General features: G+C 53.0%; 13 protein-coding genes. All 13 read right to left on the bottom strand.

Annotated features, from left to right (window positions below; translation table 11 throughout):
- Nucleotides 1-273: 273 nt before the first annotated feature.
- The 13 genes from HMPREF1487_RS16815 to HMPREF1487_RS16755 all read right to left on the bottom strand — a co-directional run bounded on the left by HMPREF1487_RS16815 (nucleotide 274) and on the right by HMPREF1487_RS16755 (nucleotide 13682).
- Nucleotides 274-1827 carry a flagellar hook-associated protein 3 gene (locus tag HMPREF1487_RS16815; RefSeq protein ID WP_010797885.1) on the bottom strand — a complete coding sequence of 518 codons (1554 nt, stop codon included), beginning with the start codon at nucleotides 1825-1827 and terminating at the stop codon, nucleotides 274-276.
- A gap of 11 nt (nucleotides 1828-1838) precedes the next feature.
- The gene (gene flgK, locus HMPREF1487_RS16810) at nucleotides 1839-3890 is read right to left on the bottom strand and encodes a flagellar hook-associated protein FlgK (RefSeq protein ID WP_010797884.1); all 2052 of its coding nucleotides are present in this window, start codon (nucleotides 3888-3890) and stop codon (nucleotides 1839-1841) included.
- A gap of 9 nt (nucleotides 3891-3899) precedes the next feature.
- Nucleotides 3900-5123 carry a flagellar assembly peptidoglycan hydrolase FlgJ gene (flgJ, locus tag HMPREF1487_RS16805; RefSeq protein ID WP_010797883.1) on the bottom strand — a complete coding sequence of 408 codons (1224 nt, stop codon included), beginning with the start codon at nucleotides 5121-5123 and terminating at the stop codon, nucleotides 3900-3902.
- Nucleotides 5124-5136: 13 nt separating this feature from the next.
- Nucleotides 5137-6237 carry a flagellar basal body P-ring protein FlgI gene (locus HMPREF1487_RS16800; RefSeq protein ID WP_010797882.1) on the bottom strand — a complete coding sequence of 367 codons (1101 nt, stop codon included), beginning with the start codon at nucleotides 6235-6237 and terminating at the stop codon, nucleotides 5137-5139.
- Between the two features lie 11 nt (nucleotides 6238-6248).
- Nucleotides 6249-6944 (bottom strand): flagellar basal body L-ring protein FlgH, encoded by a 696-nt coding sequence (flgH, locus tag HMPREF1487_RS16795; RefSeq protein ID WP_010797881.1) that lies wholly within the window; start codon nucleotides 6942-6944, stop codon nucleotides 6249-6251.
- 29 nt (nucleotides 6945-6973) lie between these two features.
- Complete coding sequence (gene flgG / locus HMPREF1487_RS16790; protein WP_010797880.1) at nucleotides 6974-7759, bottom strand: flagellar basal-body rod protein FlgG; 786 nt, start codon at nucleotides 7757-7759, stop codon at nucleotides 6974-6976.
- A 52-nt stretch (nucleotides 7760-7811) separates the two neighbouring features.
- Nucleotides 7812-8549 (bottom strand): flagellar basal-body rod protein FlgF, encoded by a 738-nt coding sequence (gene flgF / locus HMPREF1487_RS16785; protein WP_010797879.1) that lies wholly within the window; start codon nucleotides 8547-8549, stop codon nucleotides 7812-7814.
- Between the two features lie 184 nt (nucleotides 8550-8733).
- A complete protein-coding gene (flgE, locus tag HMPREF1487_RS16780; RefSeq protein ID WP_010797878.1) occupies nucleotides 8734-10041 on the bottom strand; it encodes a flagellar hook protein FlgE in 1308 nt (435 codons plus the stop codon).
- A gap of 27 nt (nucleotides 10042-10068) precedes the next feature.
- The gene (locus HMPREF1487_RS16775) at nucleotides 10069-10779 is read right to left on the bottom strand and encodes a flagellar hook assembly protein FlgD (protein WP_010797877.1); all 711 of its coding nucleotides are present in this window, start codon (nucleotides 10777-10779) and stop codon (nucleotides 10069-10071) included.
- Nucleotides 10780-10792: 13 nt separating this feature from the next.
- Nucleotides 10793-11236, bottom strand: a complete 444-nt coding sequence (flgC, locus tag HMPREF1487_RS16770; RefSeq protein ID WP_010797876.1) for a flagellar basal body rod protein FlgC — start codon at nucleotides 11234-11236, stop codon at nucleotides 10793-10795.
- A gap of 2 nt (nucleotides 11237-11238) precedes the next feature.
- Nucleotides 11239-11652: a flagellar basal body rod protein FlgB gene (gene flgB / locus HMPREF1487_RS16765; protein WP_010797875.1), complete on the bottom strand. Its 414-nt coding sequence runs from the start codon at nucleotides 11650-11652 to the stop codon at nucleotides 11239-11241.
- Nucleotides 11653-11878: 226 nt separating this feature from the next.
- Complete coding sequence (gene cheR, locus HMPREF1487_RS16760) at nucleotides 11879-12706, bottom strand: protein-glutamate O-methyltransferase CheR (RefSeq protein WP_010797874.1); 828 nt, start codon at nucleotides 12704-12706, stop codon at nucleotides 11879-11881.
- Nucleotides 12707-12749: 43 nt separating this feature from the next.
- Nucleotides 12750-13682, bottom strand: a complete 933-nt coding sequence (locus tag HMPREF1487_RS16755) for a chemotaxis protein CheV (RefSeq protein WP_010797873.1) — start codon at nucleotides 13680-13682, stop codon at nucleotides 12750-12752.
- Between the last annotated feature and the right edge of the window lie 90 nt (nucleotides 13683-13772).

Here is a 13772-nt window from a genome sequence, read left to right as displayed (position 1 = left end):
CCTACGTTTAAGTTATCGGCGTTTGCTCACTTTGCTTTAGGAGAATTTTCTTCAGTCTTTCCCAAGCAGTTGGCTAACTTCGCCACCCCACCCGCTTACAGCAGATGGCCTAAACTGGTTACTCTCTATTTCGGCCTGTTTTGATGCTGCTTTAGTTTTTCTCTATACCTTTTATCCGCAGCACATCCGTTCTAAACCTACATTAGGCTGCCTTTGCCAATCTGGCAGCAATAAAAAAGGCGAGCCAGGCTCGCCTTTTTTATTGCGTTGTATTTAAAGCTTATCAAACAAGCTCAATTGGCTGACTCGTGCAAAGGATGCCTGAGCCGCCTCTAGCATAGTTTGCTGAAGTATAAGCTTAGACGACGCTTCAGCCATGTCAGTGTCACGAATATCCGCCTGGGTAGAAGAGTTGGTCATATTCAAGCTTTCATTCTCGATCGAAAGCGTCTCGATCGTATTTAACCGTGCACCAATAGACGACCGAGTAGCGTCAACATTACTCATGGCACTATCAATATTTTTAACTGCCAGGTTAAGTGACTCATTCAATTTAAATTGTGCCGTCTCGTTACCCGTTACAGGGGTTTTAAGCGCCTTAGACAGATTGGACAATGTGTCCAAGATACCTTGTGTTGTCTGTGATTTTGGCGACACACTTAGCTGGTCTCCAGCCTGAGGTGTTCCGCCTACTTGCAGTTGAACTCCTGCATAAGTTAACGACGAGCCACTTAATGATCCCTGCGCAACAGGCTTACTACCCTCGCTTATAGGTTGGGCATAAATTTCATAGTCCGTAGCACTGCTGAATTTAATGGAAACGCCAGTCGCAGGAAACTGCGTGATATAGGCTTGAGAGTCAACAACAGCCCCACCACTTAGCTGGACATTCGATGCATTCTGACCAGAAACTGAAAATTTGTCTGGCGCACTGGAAAGCTCGAATTGATGCCCTGTCAACTCTGAATCTAAAACAGTAGAGTCTTTTGACAGGCCGCTAATACCCAATGAAAAATCTACACCGCGGAACGAAATATTATTTGTAGACTTTGCTGGGTCGATTGTACCTGTTGCCAAGGCCTGGCTAGGATCTGCCTTGCTATAAACCTTGTACTCCTTGCTACTTGTCAGCTCTACCACATAGGGAGCGCCGCTAGCATACGAACTGCTAAAGGTTTGATTGTTAGTTACAACACCCTGACCAAGAAACGCCTTCTGACCACTGGCAGGAAAAGCTGTCACCTGAGATTCAGTGCGAGCATTATTAGATACACTCTCAAAAACGCTCCAACCGCTATCGTTGGAAGACAGCCGCATAGAGCTGGAGACCTGCAGGTCAAGAGATCCTTGATCACCAACGTAGCTGTAAGTACCGTCTGGATTCTGGGTAAACGGTGCCTCTCCGCTCTTTGAACCGCCAAACAAATATTGGCCATTCGAGTCACGGCTATTCATCGCCGTTAGGAGCTGTTGCTGGATTTGATCTAACTCTGCAGCAACCGAGCTTCGATCCTTATCTGAGTAAGCGCCATTTCCTGCCGACAGTGCAAGTTCACGCGCCCGCTGTAACATATTATTTACAGACGTAAGAACGCTTTCCTCTTGCAGCAAACTATTTTTCGCCGTATCCAGATTGCCTTTGTATTGTCCAAGCTGAGCCTGTTGCTGCTCCAACTGAAGCAGACGAGCAGCGCCAACAGGATCGTCAGCCGGCGTCTGGATACGAACGCCGCTGGAGATCTGCTGTTGGGTTTTAACAATGCTCGAATAGCCGTTCTGATATCCGGCAATATTCGAAGCAAACATTTGTGAAGTAGAGATGCGCATGAATAAAGCCTCTATCGAACTGCGTTGATCAGCGTATCGAACGTGCTGCGGGCGATCGAGATTACCTGCGCAGACGCGTTGTAATACTGTTGAAACTTGACCAGGTTGGCCGCCTCTTCGTCCAGGTTGACACCTGATACCGAATCACGACTGTCTTTTGCTTGGGTCAGCACAGCGCTCGTTGCCTTGGTATCGAGCTCGGCCTGACTTGTAATAGCCCCTACTCGCTCAATCAATGAGCTATAAGCACCAGTAATGCTGGTTCCTACACTCCCACCACTGACGCCCACCGCATTCTTGGTTTGCAGATTCAGCAGTTGCTGAGCGTTGCGGTTATCAGAGGCACCGCTCTTGTTGAACGACACCGTGAGGCTGTCATCCTTGGATGGAGAGCCGCTCACCGTCATTTCAAACGAGAACGTTTTGGCCGTTCCGTCTGTATTCAGTACCGCATTGCCAGTGTTATCCAGTACAGGAACATTGACAGCAACCTTGTTGTTGTTGCCTGGAACGATAGTACCGGTCCCGATGGATTCACCCTTGGTGTTAAATACTGAGTAGCTCTGAGAGCCATTCGCGACGTCACCAAATACAATCTTGACCGGCGTGCCGTTCTTGATACCCGCCTGCATCTGAGCATTGGCGGTAGCATCATTGACATCCAGCTTGGTCGTCAAAGTCGGCTGCGTCACACTGCCAGACCCTTTATTACCGGTTGTAAGCGTGGCGGACAGCGGTGCAGCGAACGCCAGCTGAGAGGCATCCTTGAGCTGCGCGGAGATGTCTGCCGCCCCGGTACGAGTCGGTATGATCGTGAACTTGTCACCCTTTACCGCAGACCCGCTCGCCAGGCTCAGTGAGAAGCCATCAATCACCGGTGCAGGCGAAGCATCCAGGCTGTAAGAGCCCATGGCTTGGCCATCGGAAAGACGGCGCACCGAATATCTATTACCTTCCTGCATCGTGACTTCATAGTCACTAGTGGTCAGCTTGCTGGTGTCCTTGATGTCTACGTTCAGGCTTGCCGTCTTATCGCTGTTGCCAATCTGGGCAAGGCTGCGATGAGAAACGTTGGCGGCGCTGTTAAGATCAGCAAACATCGGCGAACCGAAGTTGCCGTTAAGATCCAGGCCCTGCCCCAACTGGCTATTCACCTGCTCGGTAATCACCATCGCCATGCGGCCCAGCTCATTACGAGCCGGATCCAGCACGTTGTTACGGTAGTTGAGCAATCCGCCCATCTCTCCGCCCGTCACTACGGACGAGACATCCTGCGTTGTATTGGCCTTGGTCAACGTAACGGCATAACGCGCCGGATCGATTTGGCTGGGGCCTGCTGCAAGCGTAGACACGGAGTTGCCGACCACCAGGGGCTGACCTGAGCCGATATACAGGTTGTAGTTGCCGTCCTGGTTGACCACCGTCACGCCGATCATCTCGGAAAGCTGACGTACCGCCTCGTCACGGGCATCCAGCAGATCGTTGGGCGAAGCGCCGTTGCCCGAGGCCTCGGCTATGGCCTGGTTGTACTGAGCTACGCTACCTGCCAGTTTGTTGGCCTGCGTGGCCATGCTGGCCAACTGCTCGTTAACGTAGTTGTTCTGGTCTACCAGCTGATTGGTTACAGAGTTGAAGCGCTCGCTCAAGCCCTGAGCCTGTGTCAGAAGCAGCTGGCGAGAGGCATTATCCGTAGGACTGGCCGATGCTGTCTGCAGCGCAGCAAAGAACGACTGCATGACCTTGCTAACGCCGGTAGTACCGTCCGACAGCAGTGAGTCGACCTGCTTGACCTGGTTGTAAAACGACTGCGCGGCGCTATTCAGCGCAGTGGTCGTCCTTACCTGGGTACCCAGGTAGTCATTATAAATACGGCGCACGTCGGCAATGGTCGTACCGGTACCAATATAGGAGGTACCTTCAAGACGCGCTGCCGTCGTTTTCTGAACGGTCTGCTGACGGGTATACCCTGCGGTATCCGCATTGGTAATGTTATGACCCGTCGTGCTCAAAGCACTCTGGCTGGCTGAAAGCCCCGAAAGTCCGATTGAAATGAGGTTCGACATGATCAGGCCTTATGAACGAATCGTAGTTGAGCTATTCGAGGCAATGTTCTGGTAAGTACCAATGCCTTGAGCAATTTGCGTTACCTTGCGTGCATAGTTCGGGTCAGTGGCGTAGCCGGCTTGCTGGAGTCCTTTCATGAACTTCTCTGAATCGCCTCCGCTGTTAAGCGCCTTCTGATACCGATCGTTGTCCTGCAGAAAGCTCACATAGTCATGGAAGCTGTCTGCGTACGAGTCATATGCACGGAACTTGGCTACCTCTTTAACGGGCTGCCCGTTCACATATTCGGTAGTCAGTGCACGCGCTGAACCACCCTGCCAGCCATGAGCCTTGATCCCGAACAGGTTGTGGCTACTGGAGCCGTCCTGCTGCTGGATGATGGATTTGCCCCAGCCGGTTTCAAGTGCAGCCTGGGCTACCAGGAAACGCGGGTCGACGCCGATCCGCTCAGCCGCTTCCTTCGCCATTGGCAGCATCGTGTTAACGAAGTCCTCACGGCTACTGAAGGATGACTTACTGGCCAGGGGCGGTTGCGCATACCGACGTCCACTAATCTCGTGGGAGGCACCCGTACTCAGACCTTTATCGGCCGAAACGGCCAGAGCTTGAGCAGGCTTCCAATCATTTTTTGACAGTGCAGTGTTAGCCGTGCCGGCAACTTGACTGGTCGGATTTTGTACATCCGGCACAATACCGGCCATGACGCGATCAACCAGCTTCCCAGGCAACGCCAGGCGGCGTTGATTGAGAAACTTGGAGTCATCACGCGCAGGATCTACACTGGCCAGTTTATGATCGGAGCGAAGCGTTGAAGGCTGGGCAGCCGCTGACGCTTCACTTTTCGGTGCAGCCGCCTGCCCCACCTGCGCAAACGGATTCGGACGATGGCTGGTCTGCCCCGTCTTCGAGAGCTGACGCTCAAGCACTGATGCCAAGCCAAGGCCACCGCCCTCTCGCGAAAGCGATACGGCCATCTGCTGGTCGTACATGCTCTGGTATTGCTTGGTCGTTTCGCTCTGAAATGGGCTGTCCTTATCGGCCAGCACTTCGTTAGCCGAGCGCATGGACTTCATCATCTGGTTCAGGAAAAGCGACTCGAACTCCTGAGCCACTTTCTTGACGTTTTCCTCACTATCCCGGTTCTTGCCCTTCATCTGGGCAAGGCGGTTCAGGTCGGTGTATGCGCCGGAATCGACGTTACTGCTGTAGGTTCCGCCCAAACGAGAGTCCATGACTACTGCTCCGTTAAATTACAATCAGATCGGCCTGCAAGGCGCCAGCCTGTTTAAGCGCCTCGAGGATCGCCATCAAATCACTGGGTGCTGCGCCAACTTGGTTGACGGCCCGTACAATCTCATCAAGAGTCGTGCCAGGACCAAACCTGAACATCGGCTTGGCTTCCTGCTTGGCCTTGACTGTCGAGTTGGGCACCACTGCTGTCTGGCCGTCCGAGAGCGGATTGGGCTGACTGACAATGGGATCTTCACTGATGGTGACCGTCAGGCTGCCGTGCGTAACAGCTGCAGGCGCAACTTTTACGTTCTGCCCGACGACGATAGTGCCGGTACGCGAGTTGATAATGACCTTGGCAACTGCTTCGCCTGGGCTGACTTCCAGGTTTTCCAGCACAGAGATGTAGTCCACGCGCTGGTTGGGATCGAGCGGTGCCGTCACACGAACCGAGCCGCCATCTACTGCCGTTGCCACACCGGGCCCCAGCAGGTCGTTGATCTTGTCAACGATATGTTTGGCGGTTGTAAAGTCCGAACGGTTAAGGTTCAGCGTCAGCGAGTTGCCTTGATCGAAGCCGCTCGGAACCGGACGCTCAACGGTGGCCCCGCCGGGGATACGCCCTGCTGACGGAACGTTGACAGTGATACGCGAGCCGTCCTTACCTTCTGCGTCAAAACCACCTACAACCAGGTTGCCTTGCGCGACGGCATACACATTACCGTCGATACCTTTTAGCGGAGCCATCAACAGGCTACCACCACGCAGGCTCTTGGCATTACCGATCGACGAAATGGTAACGTCGATCGTCTGGCCTGGCTTGGCAAACGCTGGCAGGTCCGCATGAATGGATACAGCGGCCACGTTCTTGAGCTGGACGTTTCCGCCGTTGGGGACCTTGATACCGAACTGCGCCATCATGTTATTGAAGGTCTGGACGGTAAACGGTGTCTGAGTCGTCTGGTCACCTGTACCATTCAAGCCTACAACCAGGCCATAACCAATCAACTGGTTGGTCCGCACGCCCTGAATCGTGGCGATGTCCTTGAGGCGTTCTGCCTGGACTGCCGTTGCCGACAGTACCAGTGCGAAAGCAACGCATAGATGTTTCAACATGATTTCACGCCTCAGAACGGAAATAGCGGACTAGTAAAGAAGCGGCTCAACCAACCCGGCTGACTGGCATCGGCAAATGCCCCGGTACCGGAATAGGTAATCCGTGCATCTGCTACCCGAGTGGAAGACACGGTGTTATTGGTGCTGATATCGTCTGCACGAATCAGTCCAGAAATGCGCATCAGCTCATTACCTGTGTTGAGCGTCAGCCATTTTTCACCCCTGACGGCCAATACTCCGTTGGGCATCACATCTGCCACCGTCACGGTCAAAGAACCCGTCAGACTGTTGCCTTGTGCAGCCTTGGCATCACCCTTGTTCTCTCGAGCGCCGTCAAACTGGGCGCCCAGGTTCAGGTTGCCACCCGAAAGCGGGTTGCCAATCTGTGCCTTGGTGCCAAACAGGGAGCTGACCCCAAGATTGGCCGAACTGTCCTTGGAAATATCCGAACTCGCGTTCTTGCTCGCCTGAGTCCTTTCTTCCAGCGTGATGGTAATGATGTCACCCACGCGGAACGCCTTGCGGTCGGTATACAGGTTCTGGTCGAACCCAGGCTGGTAAATGGAGCCATTGTTCTGTGCAGCCGGCATCGGCGTGCGCGGCAGCACCGGCGCGTAATACGGATCGTTTGGCTGAGCAGCAGGTGCTACGCAGCCAACCAGCAATACAGCGCCAAGCGCGGGAACAAGAGCAAGAAGGCGGTTCATACAAACAACGACCTCGCGAATAAAAGCGATTACAGGTTCTGAGTAACGAAGCCAAGCATCTGGTCAGCGGTGGAGATGACCTTGGAGTTCATCTCGTAAGCGCGCTGAGTAGTGATCATGTTCACTAACTCTTCCACGGTGCTTACGTTGGAGTTTTCCAATGTCTGCTGCATGACGGTGCCAAGACCATTCAAGCCAGGGGTACCGTTCTGCGGAGCACCACTGGCAGCGGTTTCCATGAATAGGTTGTTGCCTACAGCCTGCAGGCCGCCCGGGTTGATAAAGTCAGCCGTCTGAAGATTGCCGATCACCTGCGGCGCCGCATTGTTAGCAGTGGTTACCGACACCGTACCGTCTTCGCCCACAGTAAAGGTTCTGGTCTCGGCAGGAACAACAATCGCTGGCTCCAGCGCGAAACCATTGGCGGTAACGACCTGACCATCAGAGTTCAGGTGGAAGGTACCGTCACGGGTATAGGCAATCGTGCCGTCCGGCATGGAAACCTGGAAGAAACCACGACCGTTGATGGCCATGTCCAACGGCTGATCCGTGGTTTGCAGGCTACCTTCGGTAAAGTTTTTCTGGGTACCTACGATACGTACACCAGTACCCAGTTGCAGACCTGACGGCAGCTGGCTGTCCTGAGTGGACTGGGCGCCTGGCTGGCGACGTACCTGATACAGCAAATCCTGGAACTCGGCACGGTCGCGCTTGAAGCCCGTCGTGGAGACGTTGGCCAGGTTGTTGGAAATAGTGGTTAGGTTCATGTCCTGAGCGGACAGACCTGTTTTACTGACCCACAATGCAGACATCATAATTGCGTTCTCCTCAAGCGCCGGCTTTACGGCGTTTCATGCAAACTGATAATTAGGATTGCAAAACCTTTGCCATCGCAGCCGAGTTGTCTTCAGCCGAACGCATCATCTTGATGTGCAACTCGAACTGACGGGCCAGGGCAAGAACAGAGGTCATTTCTTCAGCAGCATTCACGTTGCTGCTTTCTACGAATCCCGAAGCCACACGGACATTGGCATCCGGCGCTGCAGGCTGGTTGTTCTTAGTGTGGATCAGGCCATCAAGACCTTTTTCCATTTGCTTGGTATCAGGGTTAACCAGCTTGATGCGGTCAACCTCGGCCAGTACGCGAGGACTCTCACCTAGCGCCTGAATACTGATTGTGCCGTCCTGACCGATTTCCACCTTGGCTTGCGGAGGCACCGCAATAGGTCCGCCATTGCCAATGACCGGAAAGCCGCCGCTAGTACGCAGCTGACCCAATGCATCAATCTGAAGACTGGCGGTACGCACATACGCTTCGCTACCATCCGGCGCCTGGACAGCAATCATGCCGTTACCCTCGATAGCGATATCCAGGTTCCGTCCGGTCTCTTGAAGCGAGCCAGGCGTAAAGTCCGTTGCCGGACGTTCGCTCATGGCATAGACGCGTGAAGGATGAGTATCACCAAATACCTGCATCGAGCGTGCTTGCTCAAGATCCTTACGGAATCCTGAAGTGGAAACGTTCGCCAAGTTGTTGGCGTGGGCACGCTGTGCCATTTCATTCTGGCTGGCACCGCTCATAGCGACGTAAAGCAACTTGTCCATAGAATCCTCTAGCGACGGTTTTTTGCAGCGAATTGCTTCGATGCAGGATCTATAGCAAGGCCTGTGCCATATTATTCAAATTAGTTAAGTAGTTGATTTAAAAAGAAAAAGGCCTCAGATGAGGCCTTTTTGTCAGAGCGCCGGAATATTGTTGCCGCTAGCGGCAAACCTATCCTTCCCCTAATTAACGAATCTGAATAATCGTCTGGGAAATGGCGTTCTCAGTTTCGATGGTCTTGGCGTTAGCCTGATAGTTGCGCTGAGCAACGATCAGGTCTACCAGCTGCGCCGTCAGATCCACGTTGGAATCCTCCAGTGCGCCGGACTCGATCGTACCAATCACACCTGAACCCGGAGTACCACGAACGGGCTCGCCGGACGCAACAGTCTGGATCCAGTTAGTGTTACCTACCGGACGCAGGCCCTGCATGTTGGCGAAAGTAGCCAGAACAGTCTGACCAATGTTCTTTGACTGACCGTTAGTGTAGTTGGCGAACAACGTGCCGCTGGCATCTACGGAGAGGCCCGACAGTTGACCCGTGGTATAGCCATCCTGGGTTACCTTGGTAACCGCAGAGCTGCTGTTAGTCTGGGTGACTTTGGTGATATCCAGGGTTACACCCGCACCGTTGGCAGCCGCGCCATTGGCACCCCAAACGACCGGATCAGCCTTGCTGTCTTTAACAGCAGCAGGCACCCAATTATTCATGGTCAGCACATTGTTTGCGTCAACCTGAAAGTCATTCGACGCAATTGAGCTCATGCGACCGGCAGCGTCAAAATTCACGTTCGCTGAATACGGTGTGGTTGAAGTCGGATCTGCAGGGTTACGACCGTCAACCGTTACATACATGGTCCACTGGTTTGTATCGTTCTTGACGAAGTACTGCATCATGTTGTGCTCGTTGCCTTGAGTATCGAACACACTGACTGAGGTAGACCAGTTGTAGCTAGAAGCTAGATTAGGATCGAATGTAGTGGACGTCGGTACCGTAGAGCTTGAGTTCAAGGTCAGTGTCTGTGCTACGGCAGTCGTGGCCTTAGGCAGCTGATTGGTCGTATCGACCACAAGGTCAGTCACCGCGCCGGGCACAATATTGCCATCGACATCTGCGCGATAGCCCTGGAGACGGTTGCCCGAGTTGTCAACGATATAGCCTTCTTTATCCGTGCTGAACGTACCGTTACGGGTGTAGGTCTCCGTACCGTTGTTGCTCATGATGTAAAAGCCATTACCGTTAATGGCCATGTCCAGGCTATTGCCGGTCTTGCTGATTGTGCCCTGCGTGAACTGCTGGGAAATATTGGCAGTCAAGACGCCGCTGCCTGTGGTGTTATTGCCTACACCAAACATCGACGTTGCATAGATATCGGCAAATTCGGCACGGGATGCCTTGAAGCCGGTGCTGCCTACGTTGGCAATGTTATTACCGGTAACGTTCAGGTGAGTGCTTGCTGCTTTCAGACCGCTCAGACCAACATTGAATGACATAATTCTTTCCTCTGCCGGACTGCCGGCTTACTGACCAATCATCTGAACTTGCGACAGCGTCACGCTGCCCAGCCCAGCCAGGTTAAGTTGCATTTCACCGCCATCCTGTCCCAGCGTTACGCTATTGACGGTGGCCGGCAGATAAGTAGTCAGGGCTTGCCGCGTTTCATCGATATCGGCAGATGCCTTGAAGCTATAAATTCCCGCATCAACTTTATTACCTTTCGCATCTGTACCATCCCAGATGAAATCGGTAGTGCCTGCCTTGGCTACGCCCAGGTCGATGGTCTTGACCAGCGAACCTGCACTGTCGTACACGCCGACAGTGACATCCTTACCGGCCGCCGGCATGACCAGCGAGCCATTGAAACTTTTCGAGGTGTCCACCATGGACGACCCCGTTTGGGCGATCACGGAGCGTCCCACCAGTGACGACGCCTGCAGCGCTTGCGAAGACTGATAGGTACCTGCGATGCCGTTAACCGCAGAGTTCAGGTTCTGCAGGCTTTCAACACTACTGAACTGCGCCAACTGAGCAACGAACTCACTATTGTCCTGAGGGCTTAGCGGGTTCTGGTTGTTGAGCTGAGTGACCAGCAGCTGCAGAAAGTCATCCTTTCCCAGACTGCCTTTCTTATCGGTAGACGCAGTAGCATCCTTTGACGAAGTGCTCGTAAGACTTGTCAATGCCGATGCTGCAACGCCTGCGTTATTGGTATTCGTATTGATAGTGGACATGCGTGATCTCCGCTTACTGACCTAACGTCAAGACTTTCTGCATCATCTGCTTGGCAGTGTTCATGATGTCAGCGTTGGTCTGAAATGCACGGCTTGCCGAAATCATGTCCGCCATCTCTTCCACGACATTGACGTTCGGGTAGTACACATAACCGTCTTTATCAGCAGCCGGATGATTGGGCTCGTAACGGGCCTCAAGATTGCTTTGGTCTTCAACGATGCCCAGTACCTGCACACCCGTTCCAGCTTCGCCCTGCTCATCGAACAGAGAAGCGCTGCCACCGTTCTGCGCCTGGTTCAACATGGTTGCGAACACAGGGTGACGGGCACGGTAGGTCTCATCCACGCTGGACGAAACGGTCTCGGCGTTAGCAATGTTACTGGCGATGGTATTCAGGCGCGTGGTCTGTGCGCTCATACCTGTACCAGCAATGTTGAATACATTACTCAGGGACATGGTTACTCTCCACGAAGGGCAGACATGAGCCCTTTGAATTTGTTGTTAAGCAACGTGAAGCTGGCCTGGAACTGCACAGAGTTTTCTGCGTAATTGGCTTGCTCTACTTGCTCATCTACAGTGTTCTGATCCAGCGAAGGCTGAGTGGGTATGCGATAGCGCATCGCAGCATCCGCTGACAGATCACCGAAACCTTCAGCCTCGATATGACGAGTGTTGGTCGTATCAAGGTTGAATTTGCTATGCGACGACTTGCTGGCTTGCTCTGCCAGAACGGCCGAGAAATCCAGATCGCGCGCCTTGTATCCAGGCGTGTCGGCGTTAGCAATGTTGTTGCCCAACACTTCGGCGCGTTGAGAACGGAAATTCAACGCCTGCTGATGGATACCCAATGCTTTATCGAAACTGATACTCATGGTCATGAACCTATTGCCAGAAGGGCTATCTCCCTTTAGCAATGCACATGCCAACTATTAAAACCCTTAAATATCAATGGCTTAAAAAAATAAGGCGCGCTACGGCGCCAAAAGCGGCAAGGTTTTTCCGTATTTGAAGGGGCAAGCGGCAAGGATGACGGCAAAACTTTGACAGGAAGGATGGCAAGACAGGAAAAGAAAAGGCCCGACATGTCGGGCCTTTGGCTTATTTCGCTTTGTAAATGATGCCAGGATTACACTGGACCATCTGATAGAGTTCCGGCAGCCCGTTCAAGGCTTCCGACGCCCCCAGGAACAGGTAGCCTCCCGGTTTGAGCGTGCCGTGAATACGCGTCAGGATATCTTTCTTCACATCAGCCGAGAAATAAATCAGCACGTTGCGGCAAAAGACCATGTCGAACTTGCCCAGGCTGGCATAACTGTCCAACAGATTGAGCGCTCTGAATTCAACGCGGCTTTTAATAGCGGGCTTTACTGACCACCGATTCGGCGGAACCACGTCAAAATTACGTTGCAGTCTTTCCTGGGAAAGGCCACGCCCGATTGCCAGTGAGTCATACTCACCCGATTTAGCCGCTGTCAAAATTACACCGGACAAATCTGTTGCCACGATCTGGACACCGCTGCGTAGTTGGCCTGGGCTGCTACGCTCAAACTCGTCTATGGTCATCGATAGCGAGTAAGGCTCCTGGCCCGACGAGCAGGCTGCCGACCAGATACGCAGTCGCTGTCCAGGGTTGGCTTTGGTCAACTCCGGTAACAGGCGATTCTTCAGAACCTCAAACGGGTAGGTATCACGAAACCATAGGGTTTCATTGGTCGTCATCGCATCGACGACCTTCTCCTTGAGTCCGCTGCGTGGCTGGGTCTGGATACGCTGCACCAGCTCTCCCAACGACTTGATTCCTTCCGCCTCCATCAGTTTGTTGAGGCGGCTGGAAACCAGATACTGTTTATTATCACCAAGCAGGATTCCACACGTCTTTTCAAGAAAGACACGGAACTGCATAAAATCTGCATTAACTGCTGACACTTCCGTTCTGCTCCTGAATCAGAAAAGAAGAGCGTTGATCATCTCAGCCTTCATCGGCTGCCTTGATACGCTCAATAACCCGGGACGCAAGATCATCGGGGCGGAATTTAGCGAGGAAATCATTAGCTCCAACCTTCTTAACCATAGCCTGGTTGAATACACCAGACAGCGAGGTATGAAGAAGGATATGGAGGTTGCTCATCCGGGGGTCGTTACGGATTTCTGCCGTCAAAGTATAGCCGTCCATTTCAGGCATCTCGATATCAGAGATCAGCATGAGCAACTCCCGCTCCGGCTTTTCACCATTATCGACCATGTCCTTCAGGAAATTCAGCGCCTGACGTCCGTCATTGAGCGCAGTTACTTCCACTCCAACGGTTCCCAGACAGCGGCTCACCTGCTTACGTGCCACAGACGAGTCATCGACGATCAGCACATGCTTGGTAACGGCTTTTGCCTGAACAACCGTGTCAATAACACCTTCCGAAATGGTTTCGACCGAAGGCGCTACTTCTGAAAGGATTTTTTCCACGTCGATAATTTCAACCAGCTGATTATCGACACGCGTAACAGCCGTCAGGTAATGATCACGACCGGTTCCCTTGGGTGGCGGTTGGATCATATCCCAGTTCATATTGATGATTCGCTCGACGGAGCGCACCAGGAAGCCCTGAACCTTGGTGTTGTATTCTGTGATGATGACGAAGCTGTTCGTCAGATCATCCAGACCACGGCGACCCGTTGCCAGCGCCAAGTCCATGATCGGAAAGGTGCCACCACGAATACTTGCAACGCCACGTACGACAGCACTGGATTTCGGCATCACGGTAAGTTTAGGGCACTGCAGCACTTCCCTTACCTTGAAGACGTTGATTCCATAAAGCTGCGGGCCGTCCAAACGGAACAACAGCAGTTCCAGCCGATTCTGCCCGACCAACTGAGTACGCTGGTTGACTGCATCTAATACGCCAGCCATTTGTGAACTCCTGAAAAGGCCGGCCTATCGGATGACAGAAGACGGCACAGGGATTGCTTAGGTAGGTTCATGAACCGCCGAAGACAGTTT

The organism is Pseudomonas sp. HPB0071 (assembly GCF_000478505.2).
Lineage (GTDB): Bacteria > Pseudomonadota > Gammaproteobacteria > Pseudomonadales > Pseudomonadaceae > Chryseomonas > Chryseomonas luteola.
Note: the sequence above shows the minus strand (reverse complement) of the source record. Positions and strands in the feature narration are given on the sequence as shown.